This is a genomic window from Sphingorhabdus lutea (assembly GCF_001889025.1).
Taxonomy (GTDB): domain Bacteria; phylum Pseudomonadota; class Alphaproteobacteria; order Sphingomonadales; family Sphingomonadaceae; genus Sphingorhabdus_B; species Sphingorhabdus_B lutea.
This window is the reverse complement of sequence record NZ_CP018154.1, coordinates 237,667-251,938: the sequence shown is the minus strand read 5'-3', so window position 1 is coordinate 251,938 and position 14,272 is coordinate 237,667. Positions and strand designations below refer to the sequence as shown.

At 46.6% G+C, this 14,272-nt stretch carries 11 protein-coding genes; 7 read left to right on the top strand and 4 right to left on the bottom strand.

What is annotated here, in order from left to right:
* Window positions 1-152 precede the first annotated feature (152 nt).
* Complete coding sequence (locus LPB140_RS01245) at window positions 153-1,445, top strand: MFS transporter (RefSeq protein ID WP_418346535.1); 1,293 nt, start codon at window positions 153-155, stop codon at window positions 1,443-1,445.
* A 433-nt stretch (window positions 1,446-1,878) separates the two neighbouring features.
* On the opposite strand, the gene LPB140_RS01240 is transcribed toward LPB140_RS01245, so the two are convergent.
* A complete protein-coding gene (locus LPB140_RS01240; RefSeq protein WP_072558332.1) occupies window positions 1,879-4,224 on the bottom strand; it encodes a TonB-dependent receptor in 2,346 nt (781 codons plus the stop codon).
* Between the two features lie 248 nt (window positions 4,225-4,472).
* Between LPB140_RS01240 and LPB140_RS01235 the strand changes: the two genes are divergently transcribed.
* The 4 genes from LPB140_RS01235 to LPB140_RS01220 are packed head-to-tail and all read left to right on the top strand — an operon-like array spanning window position 4,473 to window position 9,527.
* Window positions 4,473-6,485: an alpha-glucosidase gene (locus LPB140_RS01235; protein ID WP_232223472.1), complete on the top strand. Its 2,013-nt coding sequence runs from the start codon at window positions 4,473-4,475 to the stop codon at window positions 6,483-6,485.
* Entirely contained in the window at window positions 6,478-7,485 is a 1,008-nt protein-coding gene (locus tag LPB140_RS01230; protein WP_072558330.1) for a LacI family DNA-binding transcriptional regulator, read from the top strand. The genes LPB140_RS01235 and LPB140_RS01230 overlap by 8 nt, the downstream gene beginning before the upstream one ends.
* Before the next feature lie 39 nt (window positions 7,486-7,524).
* Window positions 7,525-8,433 carry an aldo/keto reductase gene (locus LPB140_RS01225; RefSeq protein ID WP_072558329.1) on the top strand — a complete coding sequence of 303 codons (909 nt, stop codon included), beginning with the start codon at window positions 7,525-7,527 and terminating at the stop codon, window positions 8,431-8,433.
* Window positions 8,430-9,527: an LLM class flavin-dependent oxidoreductase gene (locus LPB140_RS01220; protein ID WP_072558328.1), complete on the top strand. Its 1,098-nt coding sequence runs from the start codon at window positions 8,430-8,432 to the stop codon at window positions 9,525-9,527. Before LPB140_RS01225 ends, LPB140_RS01220 begins: the two co-directional genes overlap by 4 nt.
* A gap of 111 nt (window positions 9,528-9,638) precedes the next feature.
* Here the strand turns inward: LPB140_RS01220 and LPB140_RS12420 are convergent, their stop codons facing one another.
* The 3 genes from LPB140_RS12420 to LPB140_RS01205 form a co-directional block, all read right to left on the bottom strand.
* A complete protein-coding gene (locus tag LPB140_RS12420; protein WP_198024137.1) occupies window positions 9,639-9,806 on the bottom strand; it encodes a hypothetical protein in 168 nt (55 codons plus the stop codon).
* Between the two features lie 147 nt (window positions 9,807-9,953).
* The gene (locus LPB140_RS01210) at window positions 9,954-10,376 is read right to left on the bottom strand and encodes a hypothetical protein (protein WP_072558326.1); all 423 of its coding nucleotides are present in this window, start codon (window positions 10,374-10,376) and stop codon (window positions 9,954-9,956) included.
* Window positions 10,377-10,454: 78 nt separating this feature from the next.
* Window positions 10,455-12,107 carry an electron transfer flavoprotein-ubiquinone oxidoreductase gene (locus tag LPB140_RS01205; protein ID WP_072560097.1) on the bottom strand — a complete coding sequence of 551 codons (1,653 nt, stop codon included), beginning with the start codon at window positions 12,105-12,107 and terminating at the stop codon, window positions 10,455-10,457.
* Window positions 12,108-12,313: 206 nt separating this feature from the next.
* Between LPB140_RS01205 and LPB140_RS01200 the strand changes: the two genes are divergently transcribed.
* Window positions 12,314-13,150 (top strand): peptidyl-prolyl cis-trans isomerase, encoded by an 837-nt coding sequence (locus LPB140_RS01200; protein WP_198024136.1) that lies wholly within the window; start codon window positions 12,314-12,316, stop codon window positions 13,148-13,150.
* 2 nt (window positions 13,151-13,152) lie between these two features.
* A complete protein-coding gene (locus LPB140_RS01195) occupies window positions 13,153-14,151 on the top strand; it encodes a HupE/UreJ family protein (protein ID WP_198024135.1) in 999 nt (332 codons plus the stop codon).
* The last annotated feature ends 121 nt before the right edge of the window (window positions 14,152-14,272 follow it).

The window sequence follows — 14,272 nt, the reverse complement described above, 5'->3', positions numbered from 1 at the left end:
TTCAAAAAAATTACCACAATGCATATTTTGTTTGAAGTATGTCCTGCGGTGTCATATCCTCTCTTAAATCATTTTCCCTATGGGGAGCAAGCATATATTTAAGATAAGAAATAACTGTTCAGAAAATAGAGATAATTAAGGAGGATTTAGGGATGGAACAAATTGAGCAATTTATGGATGGAAAGGGAAAAGGAGGGCATGATAAAGGAAAATGGATCAGGATAGGCCTTATCGCTCTTATTTTCTTTGGCACTGCGTTAAATTATTTGGATCGCCAGGTTTTGTCATTGTTAAAACCAATGCTTCAGGCCGAATTTTCATGGACTGATGGTGAATTTGCCCGATTTGGTTCCTCCTTCCAAATTGCCGCTGCTGTTGCCCTTTTGGGGGTTGGTTGGTTTATTGATAAGGTTGGTGTTCGTTGGGGTTATGGCCTTGCCGTTGCGGTGTGGAGTTTGGCAGGCATGGCCCATGCGGCAGCCACTTCGGTGCAACAATTTGTGATGGCACGGATTAGCCTTGCCGTGGCAGAGTCGGTGAACACACCTGCGGCCATTAAGGCGGCGGCGACATATCTGCCGGTGCAAGAACGTTCAATCGGTATTGGGGTGATAAATAGCGCGTCCAATATTGGCGCAATTTTGGCCCCACTTTTGGTGCCGATTATTGCCGTAGCTTATGGATGGAAATTTGCCTTTGTCGCCACGGGTGCCTTGGGTTTTGTTTGGCTTATCCTATGGTATTTTGGCACGCGCAATTTGACCATTTATGGTGCAGATGAATTGGATGGCGAAGCGCAGAAAAAGGATGGAGCGGGCAAAAACCAATCCATTTCATGGGCAAAGTTAATAAAGGAAAAACGCACACAGGCGGTTGTTGGTGCAAAAATTCTTACTGATGCGGTATGGTGGTTCGTTTTATTTTGGTCGCCAGATTTTTTTGCAAGACAATTTAATTTGGGACAATCGGATATTGGTTATCCCACAGCGGTGGTGTTTGTTTTGGCGGCTTTAGGTGCGTTGACCAGCGGTTTTATTTTCCCCCTATTATTGGCCAAGGGGAAAAGCCCCAATGCGGCACGTAAATTATCCATGTTTTGTTATGCATTGTTGATTTTGCCATTGCCATTGGCCCTATATGCGCCAAACGAATGGGTTGCTGCATTGATTATCGGCCTTGGTCTATTTGCGCATCAGGGCTTTTCCACCAATATTTTTGGCATGACCGCAGATATTATTCCTGCAAGCCGTGTGGGCAGCGTAATTGCCATGGGCGCTCTTGCGGGGAATTTAAGCGGCGCATTGATGCTGGAATTTACAGGATGGGCACTTGATACAGGGCTGGGCTATACGCCTATGTTCATCATGTCGGCAATGGCTTATCTATTGGCGTTGGCGTGGATTCATTTCGTTCAACCGGAATTGAAAATTGTGAATGATCAATAAAAAGATTTTATATTGTAAAATTAAAGGGGCGGTTTTTCCGTCCCTTTTTTTGTCTGATATAATCTTTTATCTCATTTAATCGGGGGGCAGCGCTTAGGTGGATGTAATGGTCGGTAAGGAAGCAACTATTTGCTCTTAGCTATAAGATAGCTGCGCTAACTTAATCATGCAAAAAAAGCCGACGCAAACACACCGGCCATCAATATTTTGATTCTATGATTTAATGATTTTGCCTAAATTCATCTAAACTTTGCAGCTTGATTAAACATATTAAAGACAATCATGAAGATTTTTTAGGACAGGGCTATCTAGGCCACGGTCGCTGGGTAGATTTAGAACATTATCGGTAATTTAAGGCATATGGCTATGGCCAATTTTAGGCAAAAAAATAGCGGCCAGAAAAAACGCTTCTGGCCGCTACGGGGGTGGGAACTTATTTAAATTTCGCGCTTAATGTCGCACCGAAATAACGGTCTGCATCACGCGGAATGTGCAAACGTTGTCCTGCACTTGTGTTCAGCAAAATATAGCTGGTATCGCCAATATTGCGCGCATGGAATGTCAGACGATATTTATCGTCCGCATCGCCAAAGCCAAGGCTGGCATTCCAAATACCATAGCTGTCAATCGGGCCGCCCTCACCAAGGTCGGAGAATTGATCGCCAGTATAGCTATAAATTGTGCTGGCATATAGCTTCATCGAAGCGCCAAGCTCGGTTTCATAATCCGCGCCAACATTCCATGACCATTTTGGTGCCAATGGCAAGCGGGTGCCATTACGCGCATCTGGTGCGTTGGTGATTGGGTTGGGATTAAACTTCTTAACCTTTGCATCGGCATAGGCCACGCTACCACGGAAATTCAGACCTTGGACTGGGCTGATAATCGCATCGGCTTCAAAACCTTTGCTGCGCACTGTGCCTGCATTGGTCAGGTTGGTTACAGTTGCACCGTTTAGAACGATAAAGTTGTTCGCTTGGAACCCATCATAGGTCACATGGAATAATGATGTGTTAAATTGAACCATATCGTTCAAAAATTGTGACTTCATGCCAATTTCATAGCTGTCTGACAATTCTTCATCTATTGGCACGGCATTGGTTGGTGCTGTATGGTTGAAGAAGACGTTAAACGCAGGGCCTTTATAACCGCGTGTATAGCTTGCATAAAATAGCAAGTCATCACTTGGTTCAAATTGCAATGATGCCTTGCCAGAGAAATTGCTGTTCGCGCTTTCGCCAACGGATACATTGGTGCCGTTACCGCCGCTTGCAACTGTGCCGCCCGCCGGGTTGCCGGAAACGCCAGGACCCGTCAAAGGCAGACCAGTGGTCGCATTAACGCCAGGTGCACGGAAGTGATTGAACGACAATTCGTCTCTTGTCCAACGCAGGCCAGCGGTTAGGCTTAGCATATCAGTGAAACGATATGTACCTTGTCCAAAAATGGCAAAGTTGGTGCTGTTCACGTCACTTGCCGATGTGGCGGTTGGGAAAGTGGTCAATGTGGTGTTGTTAACATCACAAGGTGTGGCGCCACTTGTCGCAACGGGCAAGGTGGATGCAGAACAAACAATATCACGGCGTGTGAAATCTTGTTTATTATTGCTGTGCCAAATAAATGTGCCAACTTGATAAGAGAAAGGCTTTGATTGATCAGATGCAAGACGGACTTCCGCCGACATTTGATCAGTTTCAACAAAACCTTCGTCATGCAATTGGGCGGTGCCGACAACAGCGCGGGGCAAGAAATCACCTTCGCGCAATTCGGTATTTTGCCAATTGCGATAGCCTAAAATCACGCTAAGCACATGATCGCCAGGAACATCAATATCGGCTGAACCGGTTAAGCTCCATTGTGTATCAAGGCTTTGTGTGACAAGATTATGATTGACATAACGTTGATCTTCGCCAAGTGCAACGCCGCCGGGAAGGCCAAGTTCAGCATCCAAAGTTGCGCCGCGTGAAACACCGGTAACCTCTGCACAGCAATCGTCATTTGCCTTGAAATAATCGGCAATCAAGCGAATTTTAGCCGATGGACCATTATAATCCAAAATGCCGCGCGCGCCATAATGTTCATAGCCATTGACTTTTTTGCCGCTGTCTGCCGCGGTTGTTGCAGCGGTGTTGATGTTGGTAATATTACCATCATAGCTGCCGTAAAAACCGGTTACACGTGCGGAAAGATCTTTGGCAATTGGGCCGGAAACCGAACCACGGAAACGATATTCGTCGCCTTCAAAATATTCGGCATTTGCTGATGCTTCAAAACTGTCAGTGCCGCCTTTTGATACGATATTGACCAAACCAGCAGAGGCGTTTTTACCAAATAATGTGCCCTGTGGTCCGCGCAAAATTTCAATGCGCTCCAAATCCAATAAATCGATGAAGGATTGGCCAGAACGGCTCAAAACAACACCGTCAACAACGGTTGAAACACTTGGCTCTGCGGCAACAGAAAAGGTAATCGTGCCAACGCCGCGCATCACAATCGCGCTGTTCGCATTGGTTGTGCCTTTGCGGAAAGTAACCGAAGGAACAAGATCGCCAATATTTTCAAGGCTGTTTGTGCCTGTTTCGGTCAAACGATCGCCCGAAATGGCGGTGATGGAAATTGGCACATCTTGAACATTTTGTTCAACCTTTTGTGCGGTCACAACGATTTCTTCGACCTGTGCATGGGCGGGAGCCGCCATTGCAAGTGCGAATAATGATACAGAGCCGCAATATGCAAGGCTCTTGGTCAATTTGCTAAGGCCATTTTGGCGATTGCTCATTCGTTCCTCCTAAAAAAATGTTATACGGTTTTTCCGTTTCTATCTTAATCGAGATGGATAAACTTTTTTTCGCTTATTCATTTCTCGATACTTGCATAGAGCGGTATAGATTGTTATGTCAAGCGGTGTCATACGCAATTACTGTTGCACTATGGCAACATAATAATCGGGGAAATGGGGAATAAAATAGCGTGTCTTCAACATTAAAAATGGCAGAATTTAGGGCATTAGACAATGGTTTCGATTTGATGTTGGGGCAGTTGTGCCTTTTGTCGCATCGTGAAAAATCGCCTGCATTCACCATTGCCATTGGTGATGAAGATGTTGAAATGGTGCGCGGGAATTTCAAAATCGCCGATACATTAAAATCGGTATATTCGCCCTATATCGTCCAAAATTGCGAGGCGCAGCGCGTCACCCTTTTAAATAAGGCTGGATCGGGCGAAGATGACGGCCAGTCCATTATTTTACAATTAGAGCAGCAGGATGGCTATTTTACACTCAATATAAAGGCGAGCAACCCAGAAATAAACCGAATCGTCATGTCACTTAATGCTCTGGAAAATGAGCATATATATGGTGGTGGGGAGCAGATGAGCTATTTAAATCTGCGCGGGCGCAATTTTCCCATTTGGACCAGCGAGCCGGGGGTTGGCCGTGACAAATCGACCGAATTAACAAAAATTATGGACGCCGACGGCATGGCGGGTGGTGATTATTGGACCAGCAATTATCCGCAGCCGACATTTATTTCCGATCGTCATTATGCCTGTCATATTGATGGCACGGCCTATGCAGAGATGGATTTTACATCGCGCGATAGTCATAAAATAACATATTGGAATAATGAGTTAAATATCAAATTATTCATGGGCGAAAATCAATTGTCTATCGTTGGACAATTGGCGCAATATTTTGGCCGGCAACCTGCATTGCCCAATTGGGCAATTGGCGGCGCGATAATTGGATTGAAAGATGGCGATAATAGCTTTGCCCGTTTGGAAAAATTTGCCGATGCTGGCACCGCCATTTCGGGTTTATGGTGTGAAGATTGGGTCGGGATAAGGCAAACCGATTTTGGTCGCCGATTATTTTGGAATTGGTCGTGGAATGAGGCAAGATATCCCGATTTGCCTAATCGGATAAAGGAATTGGCCGAAAAAAATATCCGTTTCTTGGGATATGTTAACCCCTATATTGCGGTGGATGCCGCACAATTTGCTGAGGCGAAGTCGGGCGGTCATTTGGCGTTAAACCTGCATGATGATGAGCCATATTTGGTGGATTTTGGGCAATTTGATTGCGGCGTGGTGGATTTTACGCGTCCTGAAACCCAAAAATGGTTTGCCGAGGAAATTATCGCGAAGCAAATGATTGATTTTGGCCTGTCGGGATGGATGGCCGATTTTGGTGAATATCTGCCCATTGATTTGCGCCTTCATGATGGCAGCGACCCGATGGAGGCGCATAATTTATGGCCATTATTATGGGCCAAAGTAAATGATATGGCAGTAAAATCGCGCGGCCGCGATGATATTGTCTTTTTTATGCGCGCGGGGGCAAGCGGGGTTCAGGCGCATTGCCCGCTTTTATGGGCGGGCGACCAATGTGTTGATTTTTCCCGCCATGACGGCATTGGCACGGTAATCACTGCGGCGCTTTCTGCGGGGCTTGTCGGCAATGCATATAGCCATCATGATGTGGGCGGCTATACTTCGCTGCACGGTAATATTCGCACGGCCGATTTAATGAAACGCTGGGCCGAACTTGGCGCATTTACACCGGTAATGCGTTCGCATGAGGGCAATCGGCCCGATGATAATCTGCAATATGATAGCAATGATGACTTATTGTCGCATTTCGCCGCCATGTCGCGGGTGCATTTGGCGCTTGCCCCCTATGTTCGATTTATGAGCGATCAGGCTGTTAAAGATGGCCTTCCCCTGCAACGCCCGCTTTTCCTACATTATCCAGATGATAGTGAAGTAGGCGACATGCAGGATCAATATTTATATGGCACAGATATGCTGGTCGCCCCCATAATAGAGGCGGATCAATTTAGCCGAAAATTATATCTGCCCGCTGGTGAAAATTGGGTGCATTTATGGTCGGGTAAAAAATTTACTTCTGGTTGGCATGATGTTGCCTCTCCCTATGGTGAACCGCCCGTATTTTATAAAGAAAATAGCACTTTTTCTCAACTCTTTGCTGGACTATGCTCTGCACGGAACAGTGAAAATCAAGGGGAGAAATATGGCTGAACGGTCAAATATCCGCGATGTTTCTGCATTGGCGGGGGTGTCTGTAAAAACAGTCAGCCGCGTGTTGAACGATCATCAATATGTCAGCGACGCGACCCGTAAAAAGGTTGAGGATGCAATGGCGCAGCTTGATTTTCGGCCCAATATGGCCGCACGTGTGCTGGCCGGAACAAAATCGGGTCAAATTGCGTTAATATATGATAATCACAGCCCCTATTATATGCATCAAATTCAATCGGGATGTTGGGAAAGATGCCATGAGGGCAAGGTGCGTTTATTGGCACAGCCGGTCAATGTTGATGATCCAGATGTTGGCGCACAGGTTGCCGCATTGGTGAAAGAGGCGCATATGGACGGCGTAATTTTATCTTCCCCCGTGACCGATTGCGATGCTGTCTTGCGCGTGTTGGAGGGGATGGGCACACCATTTGTGCGTATTTCCCCCGGCACAAATCATGCCATGACATCATCGGTATTTATGGATGATGCACAGGCCGCCGACGATATGACCAGCCATTTGATCAATTTTGGTCATCGCCGAATTGGGTTTATCACCGGCCATCAAAATCATATGGCATCCAATGATCGGCAATTTGGGTATCGCCGTGCGCTGGACCGTGCGGGCATTGCATTTGAACCGCAATTGGTGGCCGAGGGGCAATTTGATTTTGATAGCGGCGTTCGTGCGGGCAAATATTTTTTGGATATGAAGCATCCACCAACGGCCATTTTTGCCAGTAATGATGACATGGCCGCAGGCGTTTTGGCAGAGGCACATGATAGAGGCATTTCTTTGCCGCAAAAATTATCGGTTGCGGGATTTGACGATACCACCATGGCGCGGACCGTTTGGCCGCCATTGACCACCATTCACCAACCAATGTTTGACCTTGGCTTTCGTGCGGCGGACCTGTTGTTAAAGGGGGATGAGATAAGCCATCAACGTTTGGTGCATCAATTGGTGCAACGAAAATCTGTCATAAAAAATAATATAAAATGAAAATCTAACAAATAAAAATATCAATAGTCAGGAAAATATATGAACCAATATCTACCCTCCCCGGCCCCGCATCATTTGGGCGATAGTAAAATCGCCTTATCCCCCATAGCATGGGGCATGTGGCGTTTTGTTGGCGATGATGTCGATGCGGCGGAAAAATTGGTAAATGGTGCATTGGAAGCAGGCATCACCCTGTTCGATACAGCCGATATTTACGGGTTTAACGGCAATGATGGTTTTGGCGATTCTGAAACATTATTGGGCAAGGTTTTTGCCCGTGATGCATCATTACGGGACCGGATGTTCTTGGCCAGCAAGGGCGGGATTATGCCGCCCATCCCATATGACAGCAGCGCAGATTATCTGGCAAAGGCGATGGACGCATCCTTAACCCGCATGGGTGTGGAGCAAATGGATTTATGGCAAATCCACCGTCCAGATATTTTAACCCATCCACAGGAATTGGCGCGCACATTGGAAAATGCGCATAAGGCAGGCAAATTTTTGAATTTGGGCGTGTCGAACATGACACAGGCGCAGATAGAGGCGTTAAACCATTTTCTGACCATTCCCATTGCAACAACCCAGCCCGAATTTTCACCCCTTCGCATTGATATTGCCGAAAATGGCGAATTGGATCAGGCAATGCGATTGGGCATGAAAATAATGGCATGGTCGCCCCTTGGCGGCGGGCGGATTGCCGATCCGCAAAATGACCGTGAAAAAGCGGTGGTTGCTGTATTGGACAGGGTTGCAAATGAACAGGGCGTGTCGCGCACATCGGCGGCATATAGCTGGATTATGGCGCATCCTGCACGCATCATCCCGATTATCGGGTCACAGCGGGTGGAACGCATTGCCGAGGCGATGGAAAGTTTGAATGTAAAATGGACGCGGAATGATTGGTATGATGTGCTGGTCGCTGCTAGAGGAGTTGCTTTACCATGAGTGAGAATGTGAAAAAACAATGCGAGATAAGCTGGTTTTCGGCGCTATGCGACGATGATTATGAATTTTTGGGACAGGTTGATCCGGCCCTGCAATCCAGCTGGGAACATTGCCGTAATATTGTGATGACAGCGGAAAAGGGCGGATATGACAATATATTGCTGCCCTCTGGTTATCAATTGGGCATTGATACCACCATATTTGCGGCGGCCATTGCGCCATTTTTGGAACGTTTAAAACTGCTTTGGGCGGTACGTATTGGCGAAGATTGGCCACCACAATTGGCCCGCCGTATTGCCACATTGGACCAAATTTTGGGTGCAAATAGCGACGGCACATCGGGCCGTTTGAACGTGAATATTATTTCATCGCCCATGCCTGGTGAAAATATGGATAGCGCCCCGCGCTATGCCCGCACGGTGGAGGTGATGAAAATCCTTAAAACCATGTTGGCGGGTGAATATTTAAACCATCAGGGTGAATTTTATCAATTGGAGGTTGAACCGCCGCGTATCGCGACCCGTTCGGGCAAATGCCCGCCGCTATATTTTGGTGGATTAAGCCATGAAGCGCGCGAAGCAGCCGCAGAGGCATGTGATGTATATTTAATGTGGCCCGACACCATGGATAAGGTGAAGGAAAATATTGCTGATATTACGGCGCGGGCCGCAAAATATGGCCGCACCATGAAATTTGGCTATCGTGCCCATGTGATTGTACGCGAAACGGAGGAAGAGGCGCGTGCCTATGCCGATCGTTTATTGTCAAAATTGGATAGTGAAACCGGCGATGCCATTCGCAATAAATCGCTGGATGCCAAAAATTACGGGGTGCAGCGTCAGGCGGAGCTTCGCGGTGCAGCGGGCGGCGATGGCTTTGTAGAGGATAATTTATGGACGGGTATTGGCCGTGCACGTTCGGGCTGCGGCGCCGCAATTGTCGGCGATCCTGATCAGGTTCTGAAAAAATTAAAAGCATATCAGGATGCAGGGATTGAGGCGTTTATTTTGTCCGGATATCCCCATGCCGCAGAATGTGATTTATTCTCACGCCATGTATTGCCCCATATTGAACATGGGCCATTGAAATTTTAATTAAACTTTGGGTCGCACCAATTTACCAAAAGGTAAGAAAGTTTAAGGACAGAAAAAGGCGGGCCAATGGCCTGCCTTTTTTATTGACCTATTATGACCCAATAAAAACACCTATCCCGTACCGGTGGGTTTCATCAATGCCGGAATAATCCAGCTTAGCGACAGGACAATCACGACAAGAACCAAGGATATGGCAAGTACATAGCGAACGCCATGTTCCTTTACCCCGCCACTGGCTTCTTCCTCATCAACCTCTATTTTATCACCATCTTTTTTCAATTTTGCCTCCTTACAAAAAATGTCGGATGCGCCCACAGGAAATTATCCTGTTCCTTCCCAAAAAGGATGATAACATAATTTAATATAGATTCAAAATTAACAATGACTTGGCCGATTTAAGCGTTAATTTTTAAGATGATTAGAGGATTATTTGGCGCGTTTATGGTCAAGCGACAGGCGGTCCTCATCCAAAAATGCCAACATGACCAGCGTCGCCGCCGCCACGGTAAGCGAGGGGAAGAATAATATCTGATTCTTGCCTTCTTCCAATAAATATAGGCCAAATGGATCAGCCAAATATTTCCAAATCGCCGCCGCGCCAAGGCACAGCATCAATGCATGCAGCCCATAGCTTATTTTTCGAAAAAGACCCAAAATCACCAATAGTCCGATGATAATTTGGACAATGCCCCACGGCATTTGCAATGCATCCATCGCGCCAACGCCGCCATAATATTTATTGGCAACACCAACACCTGCATCGGGTTTCATCACCTTTATCAACCCCCATATAATGGTGAGTAGGCCCGTTGATACGCGCAAAAATAACAGACTATATGCCTTGCCCATGGGTTTTTCCTTTATAAAATTTATATCTCGTCCCCTTATTCATCGGTAAAATGAATAAGGTTACAAGAATATAAAAAATTACATATTGGGATAATTGGGGCCGCCGCCGCCCTCAGGCACAACCCAATTTATATTTTGGGTGGGGTCTTTAATATCGCATGTTTTACAATGAACACAATTTTGCGCATTGATGACAAGGCGCGGGTCGGATGTTTCTGCATCAACAATTTCATATACGCCTGCGGGGCAATATCTTTGTGCTGGCTCATCATATAAGGGCAGGTTGATACTGGTCGGGACGCTTTCATCCTTTAATTGTAAATGGACCGGTTGGTCTTCCTCATGATTGGTATTGGATAGGAAAACCGATGATAAACGGTCAAAACTTATCACGCCATCGGGTTTGGGATAATTTATTTTGGGATAAATATCTGCGCGGCCCATATGGGTATGATCCGCCTCATGCTTCATCATAATGGGCAGGCCAATTTTCAATGTGCGCATCCACATATCAATTCCGGCCAACACCGTGCCATATACGCCGCCAAATTTGGCAACGGCAGGTTCGGCATTTTGCACCAATTTTAATTCTTTAATAATCCAGCTGTCATTAATTGCTTCTTGATAATCGGACATTTCGTCATTGGCGCGGCCCGATGATATGGCAAGGTTAACGCTATCGGCGGCCACCATGCCCGATTTCATGGCGGTATGGCTGCCTTTAATGCGCGGCACATTGACAAAACCTGCGCTGCACCCAATTAACGCGCCGCCGGGAAAAGCCAATTTGGGGATAGATTGAATGCCGCCTTCGTTAATCACCCGTGCGCCATAGGATACACGCTTGCCGCCTTCTAAAATAGCGCGGATTTCAGGATGTTGTTTCCAACGTTGAAATTCCTCAAATGGGAACATGTGCGGATTTTCATAATCCAAAGCGACAACAAAGCCCAAGGCAACTTGACCCCCCGCCTGATGATATAAAAATCCGCCGCCCCATGCGTCATCCAATGGCCACCCCTGTGTATGGATAACACGGCCTGGCACATGTTTGGCGGGGTCAATATCCCATAATTCCTTCATGCCAAGTCCATAAACCTGTGGCTGGCAATCGGCCTCTAAATCAAATTTTGCCTTTAATTGCTTGGTCAAATGGCCGCGCGCGCCCTCCGCAAACAGGGTATATTTTGCGTGCAGCTCCATGCCGGGCTGATAATCGGCTTTTTTGCTTCCATCCTTGGCAATTCCCATATCGCCGGTGGCAACGCCCTTTACCGACCCATTTTCATGATATAAAATCTCCGCGCCCGCAAATCCGGGGAAAATTTCCACTCCCAATCCCTCTGCCTGTTCACCAAGCCAGCGGCACATGCTGCCCAAACTGCCTGTATATGTGCCCTTATTATGCATCCATTTTGGGGTGGTGAAATGGGGGATGGACCATTTTTTTCCCTTGGTCAGTACCCAATGATGATTTTCAGTAACGGGGGTTTCGGCCATGGGGCAACCCATGTCGCGCCATTCGGGGAAAAGCTCGTCTAAGGCAATGGGATCAACCACCGCGCCGGACAATATATGCGCCCCAATTTCCGATCCTTTTTCAAGGATGCATACCGTTAAATCGGCATCCAATTGTTTCAACCGGATAGCGGCGCTTAACCCCGCAGGGCCGCCGCCGACAATGACAACATCATATTCCATTGATTCTCTTGCAATTTCATTGTCGCTCATAATCTTATCCTTGATCAAAATATTCAAAATCCCTTGGCACTGATGGCACAGGGTTAATCGGTTGATGAAATATATATCCTCCATTGCCCGAAATATTATAGTCTCGTCAAGCCATAGCACTTGTCAAAGCGCCAAAATGCGACATAGATTGTAAGAGGGAAGAGTAATGTGCGATATTTTTGCGCATTTATATGGGGGGAATGGCGATGCCGAATTGGGCAATTGCGCATAAGGATAAAATAAAATCATGGGCGAATGAGCCGTTGCTGCATTTCATGATATTGGGATTATTGATATTTTTCATCTTGGGCGGGTCAAATGATGTGAGCCCCGAAGACCGAAAAATTGAGGTAACCGAGGAAAAGGCGACCATATTGGCACAGGGTTTCGCCGCCACCATGGGCCGCCCCGCATCGCGTGATGAGGTGGACATGCTGATACGTGATTATATTCGCGAGGAAATATATTATCGGGAGGCTTTGCGTTTGGGCTTGGATCAGGATGATCCGATTGTTCGGCGGCGGATGCGCGCGAAAATGGAGGTTTTGGTGATGGAAGCGGCCGAAGATAAACGGCCCACTAATTCCCAATTACAGGCATTTTACAATGAGAATAAGGCCAAATATCAAAATGGACCATTTTGGGATTTTCAGCAAATATTATTAGGAAAAAATGACGATGCTGCGTCCATTATTGCCCAATTAAATGGCGGTGTTGAGCCAAATAAGGTGGGGCAGCGCACATCATTGCGCGGCAAAATAAATGGCGCCGATCCGGCAAATATCAACCGCGAATTTGGCGAAGCTTTTGCCGACCAATTGGCCAAATTACCACATGGCAAATGGTCCGGACCAGTGCAGTCGGGTTTTGGCGACCATGTGATATTTATTGCCAAACAAAGCCCGCCCTATTCTCCGCCCATATCGCAAATAGAGGCGCGGTTGATTGATGATTGGCAATCCAAATATATAAATGAACGTAAGGAAAAGGCATATCAGGCATTGTTAAATGGATATGATGTCAAGATTGCACCGTTAAAATGAATATGAATTTTATGTCATTATTTTGGCGTTTTGTCGCATTTTCTGCGATGATTTTATCTATGCCATATTTGGCCCATGCGGATGAGCTTCGTCCCGGATATTATGAGGTAAATCAACAATCTGCATCAATATATCACATTATCTGGAAAGCCCCTCTGCGCACCGGAATTGGGCCGCAAAGCATTCCCATATTCCCCAAGGATTGCATATTAAAATTAACCTCAACATCACAAACGCCCCAATCGGTCATACGTAAATGGGATGCGCGTTGCGGCTTAACTTTGGTGGGGAGGGAAATTGGATTGTCCAATTTGGAAGCCAGCCAGACCGACATATTGGTGCGCGTGCAATTATTGGGCCGCCCCATTGAAAGCGGCCGTTTAATGGCATCGCGGCCATTTATGAAAATTTTGGCGGATGCTGGCCCTTATCAAATTGCTGTGGATTATTTTTACATTGGGGTGGAGCATATTTTATTTGGGTTTGACCATTTATTATTTGTGCTTTGCCTTGTTCTTCTCATCCGCCGTGGGCGCAGCATTTTAATCGCGGCCAGCGCCTTTACCCTATCCCATTCCATTACATTGGTGGGCAGCAGCCTTGGATATATGGGGTTGGCGCAACGACCCGTAGAGGCGATTATCGCGCTGTCCATCATATTTCTGGCCGCAGAGATTATTGCGGCGCAAAGGGGCAAGGTGCATTTAACATCGCGCCGTCCATGGATTGTGGCCTTTATTTTTGGGTTGTTGCACGGATTTGGATTTGCCGGTGCATTGTCAGAAATTGGCCTGCCGCAGACAGACATGCCGCTTGCCCTATTATCATTTAATGTGGGCGTTGAGGCGGGCCAGATATTGGTGATTCTTTGCGCCTTGTTAATTTTGGCGTTAATCGGGAAATTTATGGCCAAATGGCAGGATTATATTGTTAAATGTTGCGCCTATATTTTTGGAGGCTGGGCCAGCTATTGGTTTTTTGAACGAATATTTTTCTCTTAATTTGCGGGCAGGCCCGGAAATAGGTGCATATTTTGGTGCAGGACGGCAATGTTGCTGTAATATTTATAAAATATTTAATCCATTTTGGATGTAAATAAGCGTAAACTTATCAGATAAGTTA